Source organism: Rhodococcus sp. WS3, assembly GCF_003797085.1.
GTDB lineage: Bacteria > Actinomycetota > Actinomycetes > Mycobacteriales > Mycobacteriaceae > Rhodococcus_F > Rhodococcus_F globerula.
On the sequence record NZ_RKMA01000001.1, the window covers coordinates 1 to 24,028 of the forward strand.

The 24,028-nt window shown below is 62.2% G+C and carries 21 protein-coding genes; 4 read left to right on the forward strand and 17 right to left on the reverse strand.

Going from position 1 to position 24,028, the window contains the following annotated elements:
* Positions 1-451 precede the first annotated feature (451 nt).
* Both tyrS and EEB13_RS00010 read right to left on the reverse strand, forming a co-directional pair.
* A complete protein-coding gene (tyrS, locus tag EEB13_RS00005; protein ID WP_095886398.1) occupies positions 452-1,729 on the reverse strand; it encodes a tyrosine--tRNA ligase in 1,278 nt (425 codons plus the stop codon).
* Positions 1,730-1,748: 19 nt separating this feature from the next.
* Positions 1,749-2,360, reverse strand: a complete 612-nt coding sequence (locus EEB13_RS00010; protein ID WP_051730178.1) for a DNA-3-methyladenine glycosylase — start codon at positions 2,358-2,360, stop codon at positions 1,749-1,751.
* A gap of 84 nt (positions 2,361-2,444) precedes the next feature.
* Between EEB13_RS00010 and EEB13_RS00015 the strand changes: the two genes are divergently transcribed.
* Genes EEB13_RS00015 through EEB13_RS00025 form a run of 3 tightly spaced genes read left to right on the forward strand, consistent with a single transcriptional unit; the run spans position 2,445 to position 4,536 of the window.
* Positions 2,445-3,179 carry an ABC transporter ATP-binding protein gene (locus EEB13_RS00015; RefSeq protein ID WP_141484360.1) on the forward strand — a complete coding sequence of 245 codons (735 nt, stop codon included), beginning with the start codon at positions 2,445-2,447 and terminating at the stop codon, positions 3,177-3,179.
* A complete protein-coding gene (locus tag EEB13_RS00020) occupies positions 3,176-3,931 on the forward strand; it encodes an ABC transporter permease (protein ID WP_033230776.1) in 756 nt (251 codons plus the stop codon). Before EEB13_RS00015 ends, EEB13_RS00020 begins: the two co-directional genes overlap by 4 nt.
* Complete coding sequence (locus EEB13_RS00025; protein ID WP_033230777.1) at positions 3,928-4,536, forward strand: TetR family transcriptional regulator; 609 nt, start codon at positions 3,928-3,930, stop codon at positions 4,534-4,536. Before EEB13_RS00020 ends, EEB13_RS00025 begins: the two co-directional genes overlap by 4 nt.
* Here EEB13_RS00025 and EEB13_RS00030 read toward each other — a convergent pair.
* The 14 genes from EEB13_RS00030 to EEB13_RS00095 all read right to left on the reverse strand — a co-directional run bounded on the left by EEB13_RS00030 (position 4,533) and on the right by EEB13_RS00095 (position 20,255).
* Positions 4,533-4,739: a Trm112 family protein gene (locus EEB13_RS00030; RefSeq protein WP_033230778.1), complete on the reverse strand. Its 207-nt coding sequence runs from the start codon at positions 4,737-4,739 to the stop codon at positions 4,533-4,535. The genes EEB13_RS00025 and EEB13_RS00030 overlap by 4 nt on opposite strands.
* 60 nt (positions 4,740-4,799) lie before the next feature.
* Positions 4,800-7,781, reverse strand: a complete 2,982-nt coding sequence (locus tag EEB13_RS00035; RefSeq protein WP_095886402.1) for an acyl-CoA synthetase — start codon at positions 7,779-7,781, stop codon at positions 4,800-4,802.
* Positions 7,782-7,925: 144 nt separating this feature from the next.
* Positions 7,926-9,368: an argininosuccinate lyase gene (gene argH, locus EEB13_RS00040; protein WP_045069978.1), complete on the reverse strand. Its 1,443-nt coding sequence runs from the start codon at positions 9,366-9,368 to the stop codon at positions 7,926-7,928.
* A 3-nt stretch (positions 9,369-9,371) separates the two neighbouring features.
* Positions 9,372-10,571 (reverse strand): argininosuccinate synthase, encoded by a 1,200-nt coding sequence (locus tag EEB13_RS00045; protein ID WP_033230781.1) that lies wholly within the window; start codon positions 10,569-10,571, stop codon positions 9,372-9,374.
* 47 nt (positions 10,572-10,618) lie between these two features.
* Positions 10,619-11,098, reverse strand: coding sequence for an arginine repressor (locus EEB13_RS00050; RefSeq protein WP_033230782.1), 480 nt, complete (start codon positions 11,096-11,098; stop codon positions 10,619-10,621).
* Complete coding sequence (gene argF, locus EEB13_RS00055) at positions 11,095-12,033, reverse strand: ornithine carbamoyltransferase (RefSeq protein ID WP_033230783.1); 939 nt, start codon at positions 12,031-12,033, stop codon at positions 11,095-11,097. Before argF ends, EEB13_RS00050 begins: the two co-directional genes overlap by 4 nt.
* A 5-nt stretch (positions 12,034-12,038) precedes the next feature.
* A complete protein-coding gene (locus EEB13_RS00060) occupies positions 12,039-13,238 on the reverse strand; it encodes an acetylornithine transaminase (RefSeq protein WP_141484361.1) in 1,200 nt (399 codons plus the stop codon).
* A complete protein-coding gene (argB, locus tag EEB13_RS00065; RefSeq protein ID WP_033230785.1) occupies positions 13,235-14,152 on the reverse strand; it encodes an acetylglutamate kinase in 918 nt (305 codons plus the stop codon). The genes EEB13_RS00060 and argB overlap by 4 nt, the downstream gene beginning before the upstream one ends.
* On the reverse strand, positions 14,149-15,408 hold the full coding sequence (gene argJ, locus EEB13_RS00070) for a bifunctional glutamate N-acetyltransferase/amino-acid acetyltransferase ArgJ (RefSeq protein ID WP_045069982.1): 1,260 nt from the start codon (positions 15,406-15,408) through the stop codon (positions 14,149-14,151). The genes argB and argJ overlap by 4 nt, the downstream gene beginning before the upstream one ends.
* The gene (argC, locus tag EEB13_RS00075) at positions 15,405-16,460 is read right to left on the reverse strand and encodes an N-acetyl-gamma-glutamyl-phosphate reductase (RefSeq protein WP_116101328.1); all 1,056 of its coding nucleotides are present in this window, start codon (positions 16,458-16,460) and stop codon (positions 15,405-15,407) included. The genes argJ and argC overlap by 4 nt, the downstream gene beginning before the upstream one ends.
* 54 nt (positions 16,461-16,514) lie before the next feature.
* Positions 16,515-17,060: a hypothetical protein gene (locus tag EEB13_RS00080; RefSeq protein ID WP_410055737.1), complete on the reverse strand. Its 546-nt coding sequence runs from the start codon at positions 17,058-17,060 to the stop codon at positions 16,515-16,517.
* A gap of 32 nt (positions 17,061-17,092) precedes the next feature.
* Positions 17,093-18,028 carry an SDR family oxidoreductase gene (locus tag EEB13_RS00085; RefSeq protein WP_141484362.1) on the reverse strand — a complete coding sequence of 312 codons (936 nt, stop codon included), beginning with the start codon at positions 18,026-18,028 and terminating at the stop codon, positions 17,093-17,095.
* Positions 18,025-18,936, reverse strand: coding sequence for a bile acid:sodium symporter family protein (locus EEB13_RS00090; protein ID WP_033230789.1), 912 nt, complete (start codon positions 18,934-18,936; stop codon positions 18,025-18,027). The genes EEB13_RS00085 and EEB13_RS00090 overlap by 4 nt, the downstream gene beginning before the upstream one ends.
* Positions 18,936-20,255, reverse strand: a complete 1,320-nt coding sequence (locus EEB13_RS00095; protein WP_116101332.1) for a flavin-containing monooxygenase — start codon at positions 20,253-20,255, stop codon at positions 18,936-18,938. Before EEB13_RS00095 ends, EEB13_RS00090 begins: the two co-directional genes overlap by 1 nt.
* A 102-nt stretch (positions 20,256-20,357) precedes the next feature.
* On the opposite strand from EEB13_RS00095, the gene EEB13_RS00100 reads away from it, so the two are divergent.
* Complete coding sequence (locus tag EEB13_RS00100) at positions 20,358-21,407, forward strand: Lrp/AsnC family transcriptional regulator (protein WP_141484363.1); 1,050 nt, start codon at positions 20,358-20,360, stop codon at positions 21,405-21,407.
* 74 nt (positions 21,408-21,481) lie between these two features.
* Here EEB13_RS00100 and pheT read toward each other — a convergent pair whose 3' ends face one another.
* Positions 21,482-23,968: a phenylalanine--tRNA ligase subunit beta gene (pheT, locus tag EEB13_RS00105; protein ID WP_116101334.1), complete on the reverse strand. Its 2,487-nt coding sequence runs from the start codon at positions 23,966-23,968 to the stop codon at positions 21,482-21,484.
* Between the last annotated feature and the right edge of the window lie 60 nt (positions 23,969-24,028).

The following is a 24,028-nucleotide window of genomic DNA, read 5'->3' on the forward strand; positions in this document are numbered from 1 at the left end:
AACAATCACCGACGAAAAATACTCACACCCCGAACATCAGAACCGAAACCCGAAGGCCCGGAACATCATTCGACATGCGAAATACCAAAATAATTTGGCACTGACATTCATCGACACACTGTTGAGTTCTCAAAGAACACGTGCACACCTTCGCATCAACCAGTGTCGAATGCTCCGGGGCAAGGGTTACAATCTTAGCTTCTGCACCACCGGGAAGCAAGTTCCCGATGCAAGTGCTTGTCTCCGACTTCGTCCTACCGCGTGTCCCCTGCCTTTCGGTCGGGGTTGGTGTCCGTGTCGCTCTGACTTGGATAAAGTTACGCGACGGAAAACGGAGCGTCAAACTCCCAGGTCGCGGATGATCATTGTGTTAAATCCGCTGGTAGCTCGCTTGCAGGCGAGCCACCAGCGGGCTCAGGAGTCACTTTAGGCAACTGTGACCCCACACACGTCAGTTCGCCAGTACTTTCACGCCGGCAAAGTTGCGCTTTCCACGTCGTACAACCAACCAGCTGCCGTGTAGGAGATCCGTGACGGCCGGCTCCCAGTCCTCAGCTGACACCTTCTGGTTGTTCACCGATGCGCCACCCTCCTTCACAGCGCGCCGGGCAGCGCCCTTGCTTTCGCATAATCCGCTGGCGACAAGAAGGTCGACGATCGTCCGCGGCTCCCCCGGTGCCAGTTCACTGACCGAGGCTTCCTTCAACGCAGCGGCCAGAGTGGATTCGTCGAGCTCCGTCAGCTCAGCTTTTCCGAACAGTGCCTGGCTGGCCAACTCCACTGACCGTGTGTTGTGCTCGCCGTGAACCAATGTCGTCATCTCCGCCGCAAGACGCTTCTGTGCCTCTCGAGCATGCGGGCGTTCTGCGGTAGCAGTCTCGAGTTCTGCCAATTCCTCTGCACTCAGGAACGTGAACCAACGCAAGTACTTGATGACATCGGCGTCGCCGGTGTTCACGAAGTACTGGTACCAGGCGTACGGGCTGGTCATTTCCGGATCGAGCCACAGGCTGCCGCCGCCGGTCGACTTACCGAACTTCTTTCCGTCAGCCGAGGTCACCAGCGGGACGGTCATCGCATGGACACTTTCGCCATCCACGCGACGGTTGAGTTCGACGCCGGCGATGATGTTGCCCCACTGATCCGAGCCACCCACCTGCAAGGTGCAGCCAAGATCGCGTCGGAGGTGCAGGTAGTCGTTTGCCTGGAGCAGCATGTAGCTGAACTCGGTGTACGACATTCCGTCGGATTCGAGACGACGCTTGACGGTGTCACGCGCGAGCATGACATTCACCGAGAAGTGTTTGCCTACGTCGCGCAAGAAGTCGATGGCCGACATATTGCCGGTCCAGTTCATGTTGTTCTCGATGACGGCGCTGGTCGGAGAATCGTCGAAGTCCACAAATCGTTCGAGTTGGCCGCGGATTCGTCCGGCCCAGTCAGCGACGGTATCGGCCGAGTTCATCGTGCGTTCCCCGACGTCGCGGGGGTCGCCGATCAGACCGGTTGCGCCACCGGCAAGAACGATCGGGCGGTTACCGGCACGCTGAAAACGCTTGAGCGCAAGAAGAGGAACCAAATGTCCGGCGTGCAGGCTCGGCCCTGTGGGGTCGAACCCCGCATAGAGCGTGACCGGTCCGGCCTCGAGATCCTTACGCAGAGCGTCGAGATCAGTTGATTGGGCGATGAGCCCACGCCAGGTCAGTTCGTCGAGAATATTCTCAGTCACGGGCTAGATCATCCCACCCTCACGAAAGGGCGGGCGCTCGCGGGCTTCGACGGTAGGCCGACACCGCCGGCGAATCAGGAATCCACAGCCGCCACGGGATCTCCGCTGCCGAGCTGACACCGACCCGGGGCCCCGCTACCCAGTTGTCCGACTCGCTCAGGTCCAGTCGAATTCGTGAATCCCGATCGAAGACATCAGCCCCGTTGTCCGCCAACGTAATTCCTGCTGCGGACCCGAGATTTCCCGGTCCGCGCGCCCAATCGCGGGGCGGACGATCCGGTGAACGACGGCCGGAGACAATATCGTGGCCGGCTTCGACCTCTGCTGCGCGGAGGAGTACTCCACCGGCCACCCCGGCCGGACCGTACGAGATGTTCATGCAGAAATGCATCCCGTAGCTGCGGTACACGTACAGCAAACCTGCGCGCTCGAACATCACCCGATTACGCGGCGTCCGCCCCCGATAGGAATGTGCTGCCGGGTCCGGCCACGGTCCGTCCTTCTCCCCGCCGTATGCCTCCACTTCGACGATCCGAAGGCTGACGTCGTCTACTGACAGTGTCGAACCGAGAATGATCAGTCCCGCCTCCAGCGGAGAAGTCACGCTCGCCAACTGCTTGATGCTCACCATTCGATTGTGCCTTCCCCCTTGACGCTGGGGCGCGTCCGGTTTCACAATTCAACATGTGATGAATTAACGGAATCGAGGTTCACCGTGACCACAGCACCTGCCATCGACATCCGAGGACTCACCGTCATCCGTGGAAAGCAGGAGGTTCTCCACTCCATTGATCTGCAAGTATCCGCCGGATCCGTCACCGGACTACTAGGCCCGTCTGGTTGCGGCAAGACAACACTGATGCGAGCGATAGTCGGAACTCAGATCGTCAAGAGCGGCGACGTACGAGTTCTCGGTGATCAAGCCGGAACACCGGCACTGCGTCGACGCGTCGGCTACGTCACCCAATCCCCCAGCGTCTACGGCGACCTGACTGTCACCCGCAACGTCCAGTACTTCGGATCGCTGTACGGAAAGTCCGGTGCCGATGTTCGGACCGCAATCGACGCGGTCGGGCTCACTCGCTACGCGGACCAGATCAGCGCAGACCTGTCCGGCGGACAGATCGGACGCGTGTCACTGGCCTGTGCTTTGGTTGCCGATCCCGATCTGCTGGTTCTCGACGAGCCGACCGTCGGACTCGACCCCGTCCTTCGAGTTGAACTCTGGGAGAGATTCGCTGAACTTGCCAAGGGCGGAACTACCCTGTTGATCTCCAGTCACGTCATGGACGAAGCAGATCATTGCGCCGAACTGATACTGATGCGCGACGGCTTCCTCCTTGCGCAACTCACGCCCGACGAACTTCGCGCGAAGACCAGGTGCGAACGCCTCGAAGACGCGTTCCTGGAACTCATCCGTACCTCGCCGGTGGGAGGCGAAATATCATGAGTGTCACCATCTTCGGAGCAACGACAGTTCGCATTCTCATGCAACTGCGTCAGGACCGCCGCACAGTTGCCATGATCTTGTTGGTTCCGTCACTGTTGATGATCCTGCTCTACTTCCTCTACGTCGACGTCCCGACAGCGCCAGGCGCAGTACCGCTGTTTCAACGGGTCGCCATCACTATGCTCGGGATCTTGCCTTTTGTCGTGATGTTCCTGGTCACTTCCATAGCAATGCAGCGTGAGCGCAGTTCCGGAACCCTCGAGCGACTACTCACCACCCCGATGGGCAAACTTGACCTTCTCGCTGGATATGCCGCGGCGTTTTCGTTGTCGGCTGCGGCCCAGGCGGCCCTCGCGTGTGCCGTTGCCTTCGGGTTTCTGGGTCTCACTATCGCCGGAAGCCTCGGCTGGGTGATAGTCATCGCCGTACTGGGCGCAATCCTCGGAGTGGCGCTCGGTCTGTTGGCCAGCGCTTTCGCAAAGACCGAGTTCCAAGCCGTTCAGTTCATGCCGGTGGTCGTGGTTCCACAGCTGTTCCTCTGCGGACTCCTGGTTCCGCGCGACCAGCTACCGACTTGGCTCGAATGGATCAGCAACGTCTTACCGCTGAGTTACGCCGTCGACGCACTTCAGCAGGTATCGATACACGCCGATGCCACCGGCCAAATGTGGCGCGACCTCGCGGTGATGGCTCTCTTTGCCGCGGCCGCCCTCACACTAGCCGCTGCAACGCTGGACCGCCGAACCCCATGAGCAGCAACAATATACCGTTGCGGCCGGGGCGGCGGCCGGGAAAGTCCGAGACCCGGACGCAGATCCTCGAGAGCGCCAGACGCGCATTCTCACAAAACGGATTTGCACGAACCACGGTCCGCGCCATCGCAACCGAAGCCCAAGTCGATCCGGCCCTGATACATCACTACTTCGGCAGCAAGGAGCAACTGTTCACCGCCGCAATCGCCCTACCGCTGGATCCGAAGAAAGTTCTAGCCCCGGTTCATTCGTCGACAAGCGACCAACTGGGTACGAGTCTATTGACTGCCGTCCTCGGTGTCTGGGAATCGGAGCATCAGGCCGCGATTCTCGCCGCATTTCGCTCGGCCATTTCCGGCGAAGGAACCCGACTGATTCAGAGCTTCCTTCTGAACATCGTCTTGCGGGACATCATCCCGCGGGTGGATTCACCGGCCGGGACAGGAATTATTCGAGCCGAATTGGTGGCGTCGCAGATCGCTGGACTCCTGGTCACTCGCTACATTCTCGAGCTTGAACCGCTGAAATCGCTGAGCGTCGACGCGTTGGTACCGCTGGTAGCTCCGAACCTCCAGCGGTACCTTACCGGCGAACTACCGATCTAACCTTCTGCCTTGGCGAGCAACTTCTCGTGCTCGTCGTCTGCAACATCGCGCGCTTCGTCGATCAGCAATACCGGGATACCGTTTTCGATCGGGTATGCGCGTCGCAGACGAGGGTTGTAGAGCAGCTCGTCCCCGACCAACAGCAGTGGACCCTTGTCTTGCGGGCAGGCCAAAATGCTGAGCAACGTCGAATCAATAGCCACGTTTATCCTCTCGAACCGAACACGAACCGATCAGGTTCAGGCTACCTGCTGAGCCGATACTCACCGCGAACCCGTACCCATCCTGGTTGGCATCAATTGCGCCGCAACTGCCTTGGTCAGCCGCTTGTACGACTGGGTTTCGGAGTCGAGATACCAGGTCCGCGGTCCCGGAGCCGGAAGCCCGGCCGCTGCGAGCACGGCGGGATTGGGCCGGAACGAGGATCCAACGGCGATCTCGTCGACCACGTGCACGATGTCCGGACGCGCATCGAAGTCGAGGTGATCCAACGTCTCGGCGAGTTCTGCCGCACGGAAATTGCGGCCGGGCAAACAGGTCACCGCGGCGACAGCCAACTGGAACGGTGCCTCACCTACCGCGTACGCCACCGCAAGGTCCACCCGCGAGACACTCGACAGTGCGTCGACGATCGGAGCGGTGAAGACGGGTCCACGCAACGTCGAGATCACCGTGTTCTTGTGGTCGACCAGCCAGTAGTCGCCGTCGGAATCACGACGGAACAGGTTTTCAGTGGGTATCCAGGAATCTCCGGCCTCGAAGAGTCCGCGCATGGCACCACCGGACAGATCGGCATTGAATCCTGCACGACCCAGCAACAACCCGACCTCGTCGTCGGCGCACTCGCGGACAAACCCGTCCTCGTTCTCGAGGATCCGGCCGCTGAGCGGGTCGTACGCCGCAAGTCGCACCCGCGCACTACCGGGCAACGGACGTCCTTTGCACCCGATCTTCGATCCGGCCACATTCGCGAGGATCACGTCACCTTCGGTTGAGGCGTAGAACTCGAGGATCTGAGCAGGATCGAACGCCTCGGTGGTGCGCTTCCACAGCCCCGGCGGCATTCCGGATCCGATGAACAACCGAACGGGATGAGTACCGTCGAGCAGGAGAAGATCCTCGTCGAGAATCTGGCGCATCATCGACCACGTGTAACTCACCACGGTGACGCCGTAGCGATGGATCTCCTCGACAAATCGAGCCGGGTCCAGCCCCCTCGACAGCGCGATCCGGCTACCACCTGCCATTGCGCCGCCGATTGTCGCCAGCAAACTTGACGAATGATGGAGCGGCGCAAGGCAATACACGGTATCGCCCCGGTCGAGGTCGGCAGCCGAGGCCGTACCGAATGCCGACAACGCCCACCGGTAGTTGGTAATCTGCTTGGCTTCGAGTCGGCCACCGGATTCCGCGAAGATGATGAAGGCAAGTTCGCGCGCAATCCCCGGATCAGGCCTGTACCAACCCGGCAGACTGACCGTCGTCGGGTCGATCTGCTCGAGATCGATGACGTCGTGCGCGGAATCCACGCTCAACCCACGCGCGTCACCGCCGCCGAGTACCAGTACCGGACGCCCAGCTGCGAGCACTTCCTGAACGTTTTCCGGATCGGTGATAATCCGATCGACATTTCCGAGTTTCACCGCCGTCGCAATGTCGCCGCCCGGTGGGAGCATGACTGCAACAGCTCCGAGTCGCGACAGCGCGGCGATAGCAGCGAGTGCACTCGGCCGGGTCTCCATGAGAATGCCGACGTGCGCTGCCGGGCGCACTCCAACCGAAATCAAACCGCGAACAACGTTGTCGATGCGGATGTTGACGGCTTCGTAGGTATGGACCCGGTTGTCGAAGAGGAAGCACTCCCCTGCCGGAGCCTTACGGCGCTGCTCGGCCAAGAGCGCACTGAGCGAAATCTTGGTGTGCGGCTGAATCTGATTGAGCCTGGCCAACCGGGGCAGAGCCCGAGCAGCCTCGCCGGACAATTCGAAAGTCCCGCGCAATGCTCCGCTGGCCAGATCGCTGATGCCCTTGGTCACGCCGACGCCGACCTCGGCTACCGAGGCCACGGTGTGAATGATCCGATTGCTCATCGACACCCCGGTCTCGTCCTCGGGGTACGGGCCCTGCGGCATGCGCTCGACGCGGGCCGGCCGTGTTCCGCCCTGCTCGATCCACTGCACGAATTCGCCTGTTGTCGGCCACGTGTGATTTGCAGCGACGGAACCGACGACCAGACCGAAATGCCCAGCGCGCAAAGTTGATTCGTACACGTCAGCTCGCGGCGCTGCCTGCGTGATCCCGCGGACCGCTTGGGGTTGCCCGATGTCGTCGACCTCGCCGACAAAAGCCAGAACGGGACAGGTGATCGACGCAAGCGTCACCGCTTGATCCTTGATGACAAACCCGCCCGACATCATCCGGTTGTGCACGACAAACTGCTTGAGCAGTTCGGCAACAGCGGGCCCGGACCAGCCGACCCATCCCTCCGTCGCCAGGAAGCGTCGTTGCTGTTCGCGCGGCAGGAGTGCCTCACGATCGTGAAGTTGCAGTAGGAAGTCGACACGCGACTTGAGCGTCTTGACGGGATCGAGCAATTGGAAGCCTGTCCGGGCCATCCACCCCGTGACCGCCAGCCTGTTGAAGACGTGATCCGCGAGGAAGTCTGCTCCCCACGTGGCTATCCCGGCCGGAATACCGAATGGGAGCGCCGCAAGCGTGTCGACGGGACTTCCGAAAGTGATGAGACTGGCGATGTTTCGGCTCTGCCGATATGCCGCAGCTTGGTAGGCGAACATTCCGCCCTGCGAATACCCGGACAGATGAACGTCTTTGCCGGTATGCCGATGAACGTGATCGACGATCTCACTGAGCGCGATGATGTGGTCTGCAAGATTACGGCCCCAGCCGCCGTCCTGTGCGTCAGGTTCACCGAAGTCGACCACCCACGGATCAAGTCCCATCTCGTGCAGGATGCCGACTGCCCCCTGATCGCGCGTCACGTCGTACACGCCGGCCGACATCATCATCGGCGGGACCAATACGATCGGCGGACCGGTCTCCCCTGGATCGGTGTCGGGAAAATACCGCCGCAGACGGTACATCGGCGCACGTTCGACGATCTCGAACGGCGAGGTTGTCAGATCCGTCTCGAGTCCACCCAGACGAACAACCTCCAGGCCGTTCTGCGCTGTCGCGACCACCCGCCGAAGCGGACCCAGCACCGACTTGGAATTCAATCCCACCATTTCACTCCCAAGTAACTCGCGTCAAAAACTCTGTCGCATTCGTGTCGAGCTAAACAAGCCTACTGCCCCCGAGAACACGTACGCGGCCAGTGAGGAAAAATCCTCTCTGACCGCGTACGACAACACCGACAACCGATGACTGATTTAGAGGGGCCACTCTCGCAGCGACTGAGCCAGCGTGCGTACGCCGTTCAGTTGCTCGGCCACCCGGACACCTGCGGTTCCGCCACGTGCGTTGCGTGAGGCGATGGAGCCCTCGACGGTCAGCACTTCCCGAACAGCAGGCGTCAACGACGCGTCGACTCCGGCCAGTTCCTCGTCGGTCAGATCCTCGAGTCCAACGCCGCGAGCCTCGGCGACACGCACACACGCGCCCGCGGCCTCATGTGCGACACGGAACGGAACGCCCTGACGGACCATCCATTCCGCGATGTCGGTGGCCAGTGTGAAGCCGGCCGGAGCCAACTCCGCCATGCGCTCGGTGTGGAACTCGAGGGTCTGCACCAGGCCGGTGATGGCCGGGAGCAACATTTCGAGTTGCGCAACCGAATCGAAGACCGGTTCCTTGTCCTCTTGCAGATCGCGGTTATACGCCAAGGGCTGCGCCTTCAGCGTCGCCAACAATCCCGTGAGGTTGCCGATCAGACGACCCGACTTACCGCGCGTGAGCTCGGAAACATCCGGGTTCTTTTTCTGCGGCATGATCGACGATCCGGTCGACCACGCGTCGGCGAGCGTGATGTAGCCGAATTCCGGTGTGCTCCAGATGATGACCTCTTCGGCCATCCTCGACAGGTCGACGCCGATCATCGCCAACACGAACGCAGCCTCGGCAGCGAAGTCGCGCGACGCCGTGGCATCGATCGAGTTCTCCGCCGAGCTGTCGAACTTCAGTTCTGCCGCAATGGCTTCGGGGTCGAGCCCGAGCGAGGAACCGGCGAGCGCGCCGGAACCGTACGGGGACACCGCAGCTCGCACGTCGAAGTCACGCAGACGCGCAACGTCACGCAACAACGGATGTGCATGTGCCAGGAGGTGATGCGCGAGCAACACGGGCTGAGCGGCCTGCAGGTGCGTCTTACCCGGCATGACTGCGTCCGGATGTGCAGCTGCCTGAGTGGCAAGAGCGTCGACGACATCGAGCACTCCGTCCGCAACGCGGCGCACCGCATCACGGAGCCACATACGGAACAGCGTCGCCACCTGGTCGTTGCGCGAACGGCCGGCACGCAGACGCCCACCGACCTCGGGACCGACTCGTTCGATCAAGCCGCGCTCGAGTGCGCCGTGCACGTCCTCGTCGGACTCGCTGGGCCCGAAGACACCACTTGCGACGTCAGCGGCGAGGCGCTCCAAACCGTCGAGCATGGTGGCAAGGTCGGCTTCGCTGAGGAGACCGGCCTTGTTCAGCACGCGAGCATGAGCCTGCGACGCCCGCACGTCGTACGGAGCCAGAACCCAGTCGAAGTGAGTCGACTTACTCAGGGCCGCCATGGCGGCGGCCGGTCCGGATTCGAACCGCCCGCCCCACAACGCGCCTTCATTAGTGCCGTGTTTTTGGGCGTCTCCGACACCGTGCGCAGTCATTCTTTACAGACCCAGATCGCGCTTCGCGGCGACCTTCGACGACAGACCGTGGATCTCGACGAAGCCCTTCGATGCGGACTGGTCGAAGCTGTCGCCCTCGTCGTACGTTGCGAGGTTGAAGTCGTACAGCGACTCGGGGCTACGACGGCCGTTGACCGTGATGGCTCCACCGTGCAGGAAGAGACGGATGTCGCCGGTGACGCGTTCCTGCGTCTTCTCGACAAACGTGTCGAGAGCATCCTTGAGCGGGGAGAACCACAGGCCGTCGTAGACCAGCTCGGACCAACGCTGCTCCATCTGACGCTTGTAGCGACCGAGTTCGCGTTCGAGGGTGACGTGCTCGAGTTCCTGGTGAGCGGTGATGAGGACCATCGCTCCGGGAGCTTCGTAGATCTCGCGGCTCTTGATGCCCACGAGGCGGTCCTCGACGACGTCGAGACGGCCGACTCCCTGAGCGCCGGCGCGGCGATTCAGTTCCTGGATGGCTTCGAGGACGGAGACCGGACGGCCGTCGATGGCAACCGGGCGACCCTTGTCGAAGCTGATGATCAGCTCGTCGGGTGCGTTCCAGTTGGCCGTCGGATCCTCGGTGTAGTCGTAGACGTCCTTGGTGGGCGCGTTCCACAGATCCTCGAGGAATCCGGTTTCGACGGCGCGGCCCCAGACGTTCTGGTCGATCGAGAACGGCGACTTCTTGGACACGTTGATCGGGATGTTGTTCTCTTCCGCGAAGGCGATTGCCTTTTCGCGGGTCCACGCGTAGTCACGAACCGGTGCGATGACCGAGAGGTCGGGCGCGAGGGCGCCGAAGCCGACCTCGAAGCGAACCTGGTCGTTGCCCTTGCCGGTGCAACCGTGCGAGACGATGGTTCCGCCGTGCGAGCGTGCGGCCTCGACGATGTGCTTGACGATCAGCGGACGGCTGATCGCGGACACGAGCGGGTAGCGATCCATGTACAGGGCGTTGGCCTGGATGGTGGGCAGGCAGTACTCGTCCGCGAACTCGTCACGAGCGTCGACGACAACGGATTCGACTGCGCCGCAGTCGAGTGCGCGCTGGCGCACGACCTCCATGTCCTCGCCGCCCTGTCCCAGATCGATGGCGACGGCGACAACTTCAGCGCCTGTCTCCTTACCGATCCAACTGATGGCAACAGAGGTGTCCAGCCCGCCTGAGTAGGCGAGTACGACGCGATCGGCCATGGTGTGTGTGCTCCTTCGGTTGAAAATCTTCTATCAAGAATAAGGGGTCAGGCGAGGGATTCGATCATGGCGCTGAGTTCCGCTCCGGAAAGCGGTTCCCGGGCCATCACGAAGATGGTGTCATCCCCCGCGATAGTCCCCACGATATCGGTCAGCGAGGCACGATCAAGTGCACTCGCCAGGTAGTGCGCAGCCCCCGGTGGTGTCCGGAGTACCGCCATGTTTCCGCTGGAGTCCGTGGACACCAACAGCTCTCCGAGCAGTCGCGACAGACGATCAGTGCCGCCTGAGACACCGCGTACGGGGTTACCGTCCTCGGGCACCACATACACACCGGCGCCGCCGTCCGCTGCCCGGAGTTTCACCGCTCCCAGCTCTTCGAGGTCACGCGAGAGCGTTGCTTGTGTCGCCTCGATGCCTTCTTCTCCCAGCAGCGACGCAAGTTCCGTCTGACTGCGAACCGGGTGCGCCGCAAGCAGCGCGATGATGCGCGACTGGCGACCGGCCCGAGTAGGAGCGATGCTCACGCCGCGCCTGCGGTTCTCTGCTCCAGCAGCCAGACCAGTAGGGCCTTCTGGGCGTGCAAGCGGTTCTCGGCCTCGTCCCACACAACACTCTGTGGGCCGTCGAGCACCTCGTCGGTGACCTCTTCCCCTCGATGGGCGGGAAGGCAGTGCAGGACAACGGCCTTGGGGTCGGCGAGTGCCAGCAGGTCGGCATTGATCTGGTACGGACGGAAGGGACCGACCCGGTCGAGACCGTCGTTTTCCTGACCCATCGACGTCCACGCGTCGGTGACGAGTGCATCTGCACCAGCGGCAGCTTTCTGCGGATCCCGGGTAACCGTGATCGTGGCGCCGGTTTCCTCGGCCCGCTTACGTGCCGCGTCGAGAATCCACTGTGCCGGTTCGAAGCCCTCCGGACCGCAGATCGTGACGTTGATGCCGGCCGTGACGCCGCCGAGCATCAGCGAGTGCGCCATGTTGTTTGCACCGTCACCGAGGTAGGTGAGGTTCAGCCCCTTCAAATCACCCTTGTGCTCGGCCAGTGTCTGCAGATCGGCCAGAACTTGACACGGATGGAACTCGTCGGAGAGTGCGTTGACGATGGGAATCGTTGCGCCCGTTGCCATCTGCTCCAAGCGCTTCTGGCCGAACGTGCGCCACACCACGGCGTCGACGTAACGGGAGAGGACGCGTCCCGTGTCGGCCAATGTCTCCTCGCGGCCGAGCTGCGTGCTCCGACCGTCGACGACAACGGCATGGCCGCCCATCTGTGCGATGCCCATCTCGAAGGAGAACCTCGTGCGGGTCGAGTTCTTCTCGAAGATCACTCCGACGCCGCGCGGCCCCTCGAGTGGGCGACGCGAAAACGGATTCTTCTTGAGCTCGGCAGCCAGGGCGAGGACCTCGGCCTGCTGCGCAGGAGTCAGATCGTCGTCCCTGAGAAAGTGTTTCACCATGGTAGTCACTTCTCCCCCGGCTGATCAGCCGATAATGCGTGATCGAAAATGGCAGGTAGTGCCGCCACAAACGCCTCGGCCTGCTCGTCGGTGAGGATCAGCGGCGGTGCCAACCGGATGACTCCGGGATTCGCTGCATTCACAAGATACCCGGCTTCACGTGCTGCATTTTCCACCGCGGGCGCAACGTCCTGCGTCAGCACCACACCGAGCAGAAGTCCGGAACCGCGGACGTAGTCGACCAGCGGATGGCCCAGTTCTTCGATGCCTGCGGTGATGGACTTGCCCAGGCTGTCTGCGCGCGAGATCAAGTCTTCGTCCGCAACGGTCTTCAGCACGGCAAGTGCCGCCGCAGCGCACACCGGGTTGCCACCGAACGTCGTCCCGTGTTTTCCGGGACCGAACAGCTCTGCCGCAGCGCCGGTCGCAATGCAGGCGCCGATCGGCATTCCGCCGCCGAGCCCCTTCGCGAGAGTGATGACGTCCGGAACGATGCCGACAGCCTGATGAGCGTAGAACCAGCCGGTCCGGCCGATACCGGTCTGCACCTCGTCCAGTACCAGCAGAGCGCCCCGCTCCGCCGTGATCCGGCGAGCTTCGACCAGGTATCCCTCTGGCGGCACGACAACGCCGCTTTCACCCATGATCGGTTCGAGGAACACTGCCGCGGTATCGGAATCGACAGCCCGGTCGAGAGCCTCGATATCGCCGTAGGGAACGAATTCGACGCCGGCAGGCATCGGTTCGAACGGCGCCCGCTTGGCCGGCTGACCGGTCAGTGCCAAGGCACCCATCGTCCGGCCATGGAAGGAGTTCTCGGCGGAGATGATCTTCTTGCGTCCCGTGGCGCGGGCGAGCTTGAAGGCGGCTTCGTTGGCCTCGGTACCCGAGTTGCAGAAAAACGCCCGACCGGACACATTGCCCAGATGTCCGAGCAACTGCTCTGCCAATTCGACGACAGGCTCGCTCGCATACAGGTTGGAGACGTGCCCGAGGGTCGACAGCTGATCCGTCACAGCCTCGATGATTGCGGGATGCGCATGACCGAGAATGTTGACGGCGATGCCGGCGAGGAAATCGACGTACTGCTTACCGTCGGCATCGGTGAGAACGGCGCCTTCGCCGCGTACGAGAGCTACCCGAGGTACACCGTAGTTGTTCATCAGCGAAGCGGACCACCGCTGCTGCAATTCGATCGTGCTCATGAGTTGACTCCCTGCTCGGTGATGTCGGCTCCGGGCACAACCATCGTGCCGATGCCCTCACCTGTGAAAAGTTCGAGTAGAACGGAATGCGCAAGCCGTCCGTCGATCACGTGCGCCGACGGAACTCCGCCTCGCACAGCACGTAGGCAAGCCTCCATCTTCGGCACCATGCCCGCATCGAGACTCGGCAGAAGCTGTGCCAATGCGTCGGTGTCGATTTCGCTCGCGAGCGAGGAACGGTCCGGCCAATCCGTGTACAGCCCTTCGACATCGGTCAGAACAACCAGCTTCTCCGCACCGATCGCTTCGGCCAAGGCCGCTGCAGCCGTATCCGCATTGATGTTGTGAACAACGCCGTCCACGTCGGGAGCGATTGTCGACACCACCGGAATACGTCCTGCCGCAATGAGATCAAGCACCGCGTCGGGGTTGACCGTGGTGACGTCGCCAACCAGGCCGATATCGGTCTGCTCGCCTTCCACTGCAACGGTTCGACGCGTCGCTGTGAACAGGTGGGCGTCTTCGCCGGAAATTCCGACAGCGTACGGTCCGTGCGCGTTGATCAGTCCGACGAGCTCACGACCAACCTGACCGAAGAGCACCATCCGGACGACGTCCATGACTTCCGGTGTCGTGACCCGGAATCCACCACGAAACTCGCCCTTCATGCCCAGGCGGGCCAGCATGGCATTGATTTGCGGTCCACCGCCGTGAACCACAACGGGGTGAATGCCGACGGTACGCAGAAACGCCATGTCCGCGGCAAACGCGGTCTTGAGCTCGTCGTCGACCATCGCATTGCCGCCGTATTTGACGACAACGATCTTGTCGCGGAAGCGCTGTAGCCACGGCAACGCTCCGGCCAGGACGTGTGCCTTCTGATGTTCGCTGATCGAACTCAACAGATCGGTCATGACGAGTACGCCGAGTTCTCTTCGACGTACGCGTGCGACAGGTCCGTCGTGCGAATCGTCACGGACTCGTCGCCGATCCCGAGGTTGATATCGAGTTCGATGTCGATGCCACTGAGATCGACATCGCGCGCGCCCGGTGCACCGACGCCGTCGATGCAGACGGGACTTCCGTTGAAGGACACGCTGATTCGATCGGGATCGAGTTCGATGGGAGCGATACCGACGGCAGCAAGGACGCGGCCCCAGTTGGGATCGGAACCGAACAGTGCGGTCTTGACCAGGCTGTCACGCGCGATGGTCCGGGCACCGATCAACGCGTCGGACTCGGAGGCCGCACCGCGAACCGTCACCTTCACACGCTTGGTAACACCCTCGGCGTCGGCCATCATCTGATCGGCGAGGTCGTCGCATACTGCCAACACGGCAGCGTTCAATTCGTCCTGGCTGGGGGCAACACCACTGGCACCGGACGCGAGCAACAGCACGGTGTCGTTGGTCGACGTGGCACCGTCGACATCGAGGCGATCGAAACTCAGGTGGGTTGCGGCGCGCAACGCGGTGTCGAGCTGCTCAGCGGTCGCAACGGCATCGGTCGTGACGACACACAGCATCGTCGCCAATGCGGGCGCGAGCATGCCTGCACCCTTGGCCATGCCGCCGACATTCCACTTGTTTGCGTGGTGCAGCGACGCCTGCTTCGGCACGGTATCGGTGGTCATGATCGCGTACGCCGCGTCGGTGCCACCGGAAATACCGCCCGCAAGTTCGTGCACTACTTCGGTGACACCGGGAAGCAGCTTGTCCATGGGCAACCGGTCACCGATAAGTCCGGTGGAACACACGGCAACCTCGATCGCGCCCGTCTCGGTGCCCCAGTTGCTCAGCGCCGACGCCACTTCCTCGGCGGTCTTGTGCGCATCCTGAAATCCACCGGCACCGGTGCATGCATTGGCACCGCCGGAGTTGAGCACAACTGCGCGCAGCTTGCCCGTCGTGAGCACCTGCTGCGACCACAAAACCGGCGCAGCCTTCACCTTGTTGAGGGTGAACACGCCCGCGGCCGCAAGATCAGGTCCTTCGTTCAGTACGAGTGCGAGGTCGGACTTGCCACTCTTCTTGATACCGGCGGCAATTCCGGCGCCGCGGAATCCGGCAGGTGCCGTCACACCCTGAGTGCGCAGCAGGCGGCCCCCGGCGACGTGCTTGACGTCGGATTCGGTTGCGTCGTCGATCTGCTGCGGATTGTCGGTGCTCACGGAGCTACTCCCACGGTAGAGAGACCTGCGGTCTCGGGTAGACCAAGGGCAAGGTTCATCGATTGCACTGCGCCACCGGCCGTGCCCTTGGTGAGATTGTCGATTGCTGAAATCACAACGAGCTGACCGGCGTCGCTGTCAACGGCGATACCGATCTGTACTGCGTTGGACCCGATCACTGCGCCGGTCTGCGGGAAGACACCGGCAGGCAGCACATGGATGAACGGCTCGTCCTTGTAGGCGTTTTCGTATACTTCCCGCGCCTGCGCTTCGGTCGCCGTGGTGGCGGCAGTGCAGGTTGCGAGGATGCCGCGCGGCATGGGAGCGAGGACGGGCGTGAACGACACGCTGATGTCCTGTCCGCCTGCGGCTTTCAGATTCTGGATGATCTCGGGAGTGTGGCGATGCACGCCGCCGACACCGTATGCACGGGCCGAACCCATCACCTCGGAGCCGAGCAAATCAGCCTTGGGAGCCCGGCCGGCGCCCGAAGTGCCGCTCACGGCAACAACATTGACGTGCGAGCCGACAATTCCGGCCGCAACCGCGGGTGCCAAGGCAAGACTTGCGGCCGTCGGGTAGCAACCCGGTACGGCGATACGCGTTGCGCCCATCAACTTCTCACGGTTGCCGGGTAATTCGGGAAGACCGTACGGCCACGTTCCGGCATGCGGGCTCTTGTAGAACTTTTCCCACAACGCGCCGTCCTGAAGCCGGAAGTCCGCGCCGCAGTCGATGATGACCGTCGACTCGGGCAGCGCCTTGGCATACTGCGCGGAGTTTCCGTGCGGAAGGCCCAGGAACACCACGTCATGCCCGGCCAGGATGTCAACCGTGGTCTCTTCCAGAACCCGAGCCGACAGCGGAAGAAGGTGGGGGTGATGCTCGCCGAGCGTCGAACCCGCGTTTCCACCGGCAGTCAGCGAACCGATCACCAGGCTGCCGTCGGCGTACGAGGGGTGTCCGAGAAGCAGACGCAGAACCTCACCACCGGCATACCCACTGGCACCGGCGACGGCGACTCTGATCGGCTTGCGTATCTCCTCAGTCATACACATCATTATGCATCATCGTGCAAGGGAATGCATAATTACTTATCCCGGTTGTTATTTACCCATCGAGCGCCGAATCTCCTCCAGTTTGGCCTTTGCAGCCTTCTGACGCTCGTCCCACTGCTCGTCGACGGTCTTGCCCGCCGGACTTTCGTGCGCCAACTCCGCCGAACCGATCGACGTACCGAATCGTCCTTCGATCTTCTCCCGCACACGATCGAAGGTAGGAACTCCCGCTTCGGTGTAATCCGACTGGGTGTAATCGGCTTCAGGGATTATTGCGCCGCTCACGGCCACCACCGGGACATCGATGATCTCGTCAACTTCCACTACGGTGTCGGGAAGTTCCACCACCTCGGCGTCGGCGGCCGTTGAATCGGCTATTGCTCGACTCTGGTCGATACTCGCAGCAGCCGCATCAACGACGGAGAGGAGGACCGACAAACTGGGGCGACGTTCCGCGACCGCACGAATAACGGCCAGAATATCCTTGTCGTCGAGTGCGTGTGCAGCTTCGACCACATCGTGCACAGAACCATCGTGTACAGAACCACCGTGCTCGGTCATCGTCAGTCCCTTCTCGAAAACGCCGACGGACAACCTCGATCCTTCCACGGCGGCCGCCAGGAGCGTCAGCGTGACGCGAGATACGCGGTAAACGCCTCCTGGCTCGAATACGAGGGAACGTAACCGAACTGCTCCTTGAGTCGCCGATTGTCGAGAACCGGCCGGAACTGGAGAAAACCGACCCGTTCCGGACCGTGCTCCGTGACACCGAGACGCCGTCCGACGCGCAGAACGCCGCGCAACAACCACGCCGGCAGTGTCAGAGTTCCCTTTCCCATCTGTGCTGCCAGATCGTCGACCGTCAACGCTCCGTCACCGGCAACGTTGAAAATGCCGACCTGATCGCCCGTCACCGCTTCGGCAAAGGCCCCCGCCACGTCCGTGTGCCAGACAAATACGAATGGACTGTCACTACCGGCGACCTTGAGAAGCCGAGGGCGATCGAACAGTGCGGTGATCTGGTTGTTCACCGTCTCCCCGAGGATCGTGCCGATACGGAAGATCACCTGCTCGAGTTCCGGGTGCACAGTCCGGTATTCGGCCAGCATTTCCTCGACGAGTCGCTTGTGGCGGCTGTAGGTGAATGCGTCGTTGCCCCTGACCGCGACATCCTCGGTGATCCACGGAGGATTATCGGGGTGATAGCCGTAGGCCGCACCGGACGACGACACAACCACTCGTCGCACGCCGAATTCGACGCAGGCAGCAAGCACATTCCGCGTCCCGTCGACGTCGACGCGATACTCCTGTTCCGCGGTGGTGTGCTTGCCCGGATTGACGATGGACGCAAGGTGAACCACGACGTCCGGCCGGTGCTCGGCAAATACTTCTGCCAACTCCGTAGCGCTACGGACGTCCGCGTGCACTCGGCGCACGTCGTCTACGGCCACCTCGGGCACAGATAGATCCGCGCTGACGACTGTGACGCCTTGCGCCGTCAATGCCTCGACGACTGCAGTACCGAGGAAGCCGTTTCCACCTGTAATCAGTGCAGTGGTCACGCTGCTACCTCCGTTCGAATTCGCCGTTTCGACCACAAAGTTGCGAGCGCCAATCCTGCGATGATGTCCCAGATCCCCCACCAGCCGGCAACAATTGCCATGCCGCCGAGGCCGTCGAAGAAGGTGAACACCAACCCAAGCCCGAGTCCTGCGTTACGGATACCGACTTCGAACGAGACTGCGCGACGGCTGTATTCGTTCAACCCGGTCGCGACACCGCACACGTATCCCAGGCCGAGCGCAACAGCATCGTGCAGGAACACCGCGATCAGCACCACACCGATGTAGTCGACGAAGTACGACGCGTTGCCCGCCACTCCTGCCACGATGAAAATCAGCAGTGCGATCAGTGCGCCGTTCTTCACCCAGGGTTGGGCCTTCGCCGCCAGTTCCGGAAACTTCCGGGCAGCCCAGATTCCGATGACAAACGGCACCCCGATGATCAGCGCGATCTGCACGACCATCTCGAGGGCGTTCAGGTTCACCGACGCCAGCAGCGCGTCGGTCTCCGGGCGTCTGCTCCCCCAGAAGGCAAAGTTGAGCGGCATCAGGAAGATCGCGAGCACGTTCGACACGGCCGTCATCGACACCGACAGTGCGACGTCGCCGCCGGCGCGGTGGGTCAGGACGTTCGAGATGTTGCCTGGTGGGCAGCACGCCACCAAGATCATGCCGAGCGCAACCGACGGAGCCGGCGAAAGAACCAGTGTCAGAACAAATGTCACGGCGGGTAGCAGTACGAATTGCGCCGCGATGCCCACCGCCATCGCCTTGGGTTTGGTCAACGCACGACGGAAGTCGTCGACCGACGTGTCGAGTGCTATCCCGAGCATGATCGCGGCCAGAACCACGTTGAGAATCATCAAGGACCCAGGATTGAAGTTGAGAACCACCTCGTCGATCGGCATCACTGCCCGCCTTCCGTCAATGCTGTGTCGAGCAGACCGATATGACGCTTGATCGCCGCGCGGTAGGCATCCTTGTTCACGTAGTAGGCCATCCGGCCCAACGTCAGATATCGATATCCCCCGGACAAGTCGGGCGGCGGACCAGCTGCGGCCGCGTCGAATTCTCGGGCTGCCGCGGGAGCGTCGGTTCGCGCTTTGATCAGTTTCGCGACCATCTCGGCCTGCTCGAAGCGGCCCTGCCACCCGAGGCCCGATGCTTCGACCATCCCGAGAACAAACAGATTCTCGTGACGTCGGCTTGCGACGTTGAGAAACAGATCCGGCGCTGCCCCTGCCCAATCCAGATGCTTGCGGGCAATGAACGGGTAGTCGAGGTGGTAACCGGTCGCACACATCACGAGGTCGTAATCCGACACCGATCCGTCGACAAAATGGACACTGTTCCCGTCGAACCCGTCAATGTCAGCGCGAACCTGCACGTCGCCGTGTCCCACGTGATGCAAGATCAGCGAGTTCACCACCGGATGCGACTCGTAGATCTTGTAGTCGGGCGCCGGAAACCCGAAGTGCACCGGATCGCCGGTGAACTGTTTGAGTACCAGAGTGTCGAGTCGTTGTTTGATCCACGGCGGCAACGGCTTTCCCTGGTTCAGCGTGTCCGACGGACGCCCGAACAGGTACTTCGGTACAAAGTAGTATCCGCGCCGGACACTCAGATCCACGGAATCTGCGTAGTGAACCGCGTCGACGGCGATATCGCACCCACTGTTTCCCGCCCCGATGATCAGTACCCTCTTGCCGCGGAAAATCTCTGCGCTCCGATATTCGCTCGTATGCAGGAGTTCTCCGCTGAACTGCCCGCGAAACGTGGGCATATTCGGCTTGGACAACGTTCCGTTGGCGATGATCACGCCCCGATACTTCGCGGACGTGATCTCCCCGTCTCGCCCGCGGGAAGTCACCTGCCACAGCGAGTCCGTCGGCGTGACCTCGACGACGGTGGTTCCGAAGCTGAAGTGTTTTCGGAGGTCGTGGACATCGGCATAGTCGCGGAAATACTCCGCGAGTTCCACATGGCTGGGATAGTCGGCCACCGAATCCGCCATCGGAAATTCCGTGAACGCAGTAGTGCTTTTCGACGAGATGAGGTGGGCCGATTCGTACACGGTGCTGTGCGGGTTGTCGATGTCCCAGAGACCACCGACATCATCGTGGCTCTCGAAACCGTCGAACTCGATACCGGCCCGATCAAGGTTACGAGCCCCGGCCAAACCCGACGGTCCCGCACCGATCACCGCGTACTTGTTCTCTGTGCTCATCCGTTGTTTCCGTCCACCCGGCCTGCTCGACGCAGATTCTTCCTGTCGCTCGAGAGTGGCAGATAGTCCGAAATTAACGCCGATATGCCGGATAATGACGGAATGAGTGCTGATTATGCCGACAAAGGTCTGTATATCGATGAAATCGACTTGAGGATAATCAATGCGCTGCAACTCGCCCCGCGCTCCACATGGCTCTCACTGGCCGGGCCACTCGAACTGGATGCTGCGACAATCGCCCGACGGTGGAACCGGCTCTCCGACTCCGCGTTGGCCTGGGTAACAGTTACCCCTGGACCTCGCGTCCTCGACGCCATCGTGACAGCTGCTGTCGAAATCGACTGCGCACCGGCACAACTCGACGCCGTCGCCGATCGCCTGACGACGTTGGCCCACGCGGTGACCATCGAAATCTCTACGGGCAGAGCCGATCTCCTGGTCACTGCCGGAACACCGGATCTGGCCTCGATGTCGCAATTCATCTCCCAACAGATCGCCACGATCGACGGCGTGCAGGGCTTGCGAACGTCGATCATCACGCGCTGGTTCACCGAGGGCGGCCGGTGGCGACTCAACGCGCTTGCCCCATCCGAGCGCGGCTTCCTTGCTGCCGGCGAATCGAGCGGGCGACGCTCACCTTCGCGAGTAGCCGCCGTGTCGGAACAAGACCGCACACTTCTGACCACGCTCGCTCACGACGGGCGGACACCGATGCGGGAACTTGCCGATTCGATCGGAATCAGCCCCGCCGCCTGCAAACGGCAAATCGACCGTCTGACCTCATCGGGTTTGGTGGCATTGCGGTGCGAGTTCGCCCGGCCCGTCGCGGGACTACCGATACTCGCAACCCTGTGGTGCCGTGTCGACGCCGAGCATCTGGACATGGTTGGTCGGCTCCTGAGCCGAGCACCCGAGGTGCGGAATTGTTTTGCCGTCGTGGGTAGCGAGAATCTGGTGGTGCAATTGTGGCTGCATTCGCCCGCAGACCTCGACGCCTTCGAGATCCGAATACGCAGGGAGTGCCCCGAATTGCATATCGGGGAACGCTCGATCGTCCTCTACCTCCGCAAACTGCTCGGTCACGTACTCGACCAGCAGGGTCGCCGGACGGGCACCATCGCGCCGGATGTCTGGCTTCCCCGAGAAGCCTGAACATTCTCGAATCCGACTGAACGAGAAAGGGACCCGAGGCGCTGTGGCCTCGGGTCCCTTGACAACTCGTGCTGCTAGCCGCGCATCTGCGCGCCTACAGCCTTGGACGCTGCCTCTACTGCTGCGTCACGCGCGGCACTGGCCTCGTCCTCGGTCAGGGTGCGATCCACGCCGCGGAAGCGAAGTGCAAACGCCAGCGACTTGCGGCCCTCACCAACTTGCTCGCCCTCGAACACGTCGAAAAGACGAATGTCTTCGAGAAGCTCGCCGCCGCCGACGCGTAGAGCTTCCTGAACCTCGGCGGCCGGAACGTTGCGGTCGACAACGACGGCCACGTCCTGCAGAACAGCCGGGAACGGCGACACACGCGGAGCGGGCAGGTTCTCGACCAACGGCAGCGCGTCCAGATCGATTTCCAGTGCGCAGGTGCGAGCGGGCAGTCCAGCACGCTCGAGAACAGCCGGATGCAATTCGCCGGCATGCCCGACAACGTTGCCGTCGACAAGAACCTCGGCGCAACGACCCGGATGCCACGGCAGATACTGCGCCGCACGCAGTTCAACCTCGACGCCGGCTGCCGCTGCGATGACGCGCACTGCAGCAAACGCGTCCGATGCCTCTGCCGCACGGCCGGGGCCCCACGGGCCGTTGAGCTCACGCAAACCACTGAGCACAGCGGCGACGTGTACCGGCTGCTCGGGCAGTGACGCAATCAGGTTTGCGATCTGATCGTCCGTCGGGCGACGGTCGACCGGCAATGCGTCGACAGGCTTGGTGTCAGGCCCCGGAAGCACAACCTGGGCAATGCCGTACAGCGCAAGATCCCGCTGGCCACGAGAAGTGTTGCGAGCCAATACCTCCAACAAGCCGGGCAGGAGCGTCGTAGCAAGTTCGGGGCGATCCGCCTCGAGCGGGTTGAGCACCTTGCTGGTATTGCGACGCGGATCGTCGCTGCCGAGTCCCCAGACATCGAAGATGTTGGTGGGCAGGAACACCGGCGGCAGAACCTCGACGAATCCGGCATGTGCAATCGCCTTGGACACCGTGCGCTTGCGACGCTGCTTCGGCGTCAATCCACGTCCGGCAGGTGCAGCCGGGAGAACCGACGGAATCTGCTCGAGTCCTTCGAGACGCAAGACCTCTTCGACCAGATCAGCAGGCTGAACCAGGTCCGGTCGCCACGACGGCGGGGTTGCGACCAACTGGCCGTGCCCTTCGTCGCTGACTCCGACCTCGACAGTGCAACCGACCTGGGTGAGACGACGCGCAGCCGTGCCGTTGGGGTAGCTGACGCCGGCAACGCGATCGGGAAGGTCGATGTCCATCCGAATCGCTTCACGCGGCGCAACCGCACCGACATCGGTGAGGACGGGTTCGATACGGCCACCGGCGATCTCGACGAGCAGTGCTGCTGCGCGGTCGACTGCGGCAACCGGGATCGCCGGGTCCACAACGCGCTCGAAACGCTTGCTGGCCTCGCTGGACAGCTTGTGCCGACGCGCAGTCTTGAAGACTGCAAGCGGATCCCAGGTAGCTGCCTCGAGCAAGATGTCCGTGGTTTCGGACCCGACCTCGGTAGTCGCGCCGCCCATGACTGCAGCCAACGAGATGACGCCGGAATCGTCGACGATCACCACATCCTCGGGATCGAGGGTGCGCTCGACCTCGTCGAGTGTGGTGAGCTTCTCGCCGGCTTTCGCGCGGCGAATCACCAGGTCGCCCTTCACTGCGTTTGCATCGAATGCGTGCAGCGGCTGACCCAGTTCGAGCATCACGTAGTTGGTGACGTCCACAGCAGGAGAGATCGGGCGAACACCCGAGAGCAGCAAGCGTCGCTGCATCCACCACGGGCTGACCGCCTTGGGGTCGATGCCGGTGACCTTGCGCATCACGAAGCGCGTCGCCTTGGACTCCGGTTCGAGCTGTACCGGCCACGCCTGCCCCTCAGCGGGGTGGGCGGGAACCGAAGCAGGATCGGCAAATTCGAGATCGAAGCCGCACGCGAGTTCACGGGTAAGGCCGCGTACCGAGAAGCAGTAGCCACGGTCAGGGGTGATGTTCAGTTCGATGATCGTGTCACCGAGCCCGAGCAACTCGTTGCCGTCTGCGCCGGGCTCAGCAGTGCCGGGTTCGAGCACGAGGATGCCCGAGTGATCCTTGCCGATTCCGAGTTCCGCGACAGAGCAGATCATTCCGTCGGAGATCTTGCCGTACGTCTCACGAGACGCGATGGCAAAGCCGCCGGGTAGGACAGCGCCGGGCAACGCAACAACGACGAGGTCACCCTCGGCAAAATTGCGGGCACCACAAACGATGCCGCGCGGCTCTGCTTCGCCGACCTCGACCTGGCAGAAACGGATCGGCTTCTTGAACTCGGTGAGTTCGGTGATCTCGAGGACCTTGCCGACCACCAGGGGGCCGTCGATTGCCTCGAGTGTGTCGAGTTCCTCGACTTCGAGTCCTACCCGGACGAACCCAGCGTCCAACTCTTCGGGAGTGACTTCCCACTCCGGAGTTGCCCGCTGCAGGATCTCGGTCAGCCAGGATTGCGCTACTCGCACGTCAGCTCAGCTCTCTCGTTTTCTCGATAAGTCTGTTGGTCGAAAAGGTCCGGATACCGG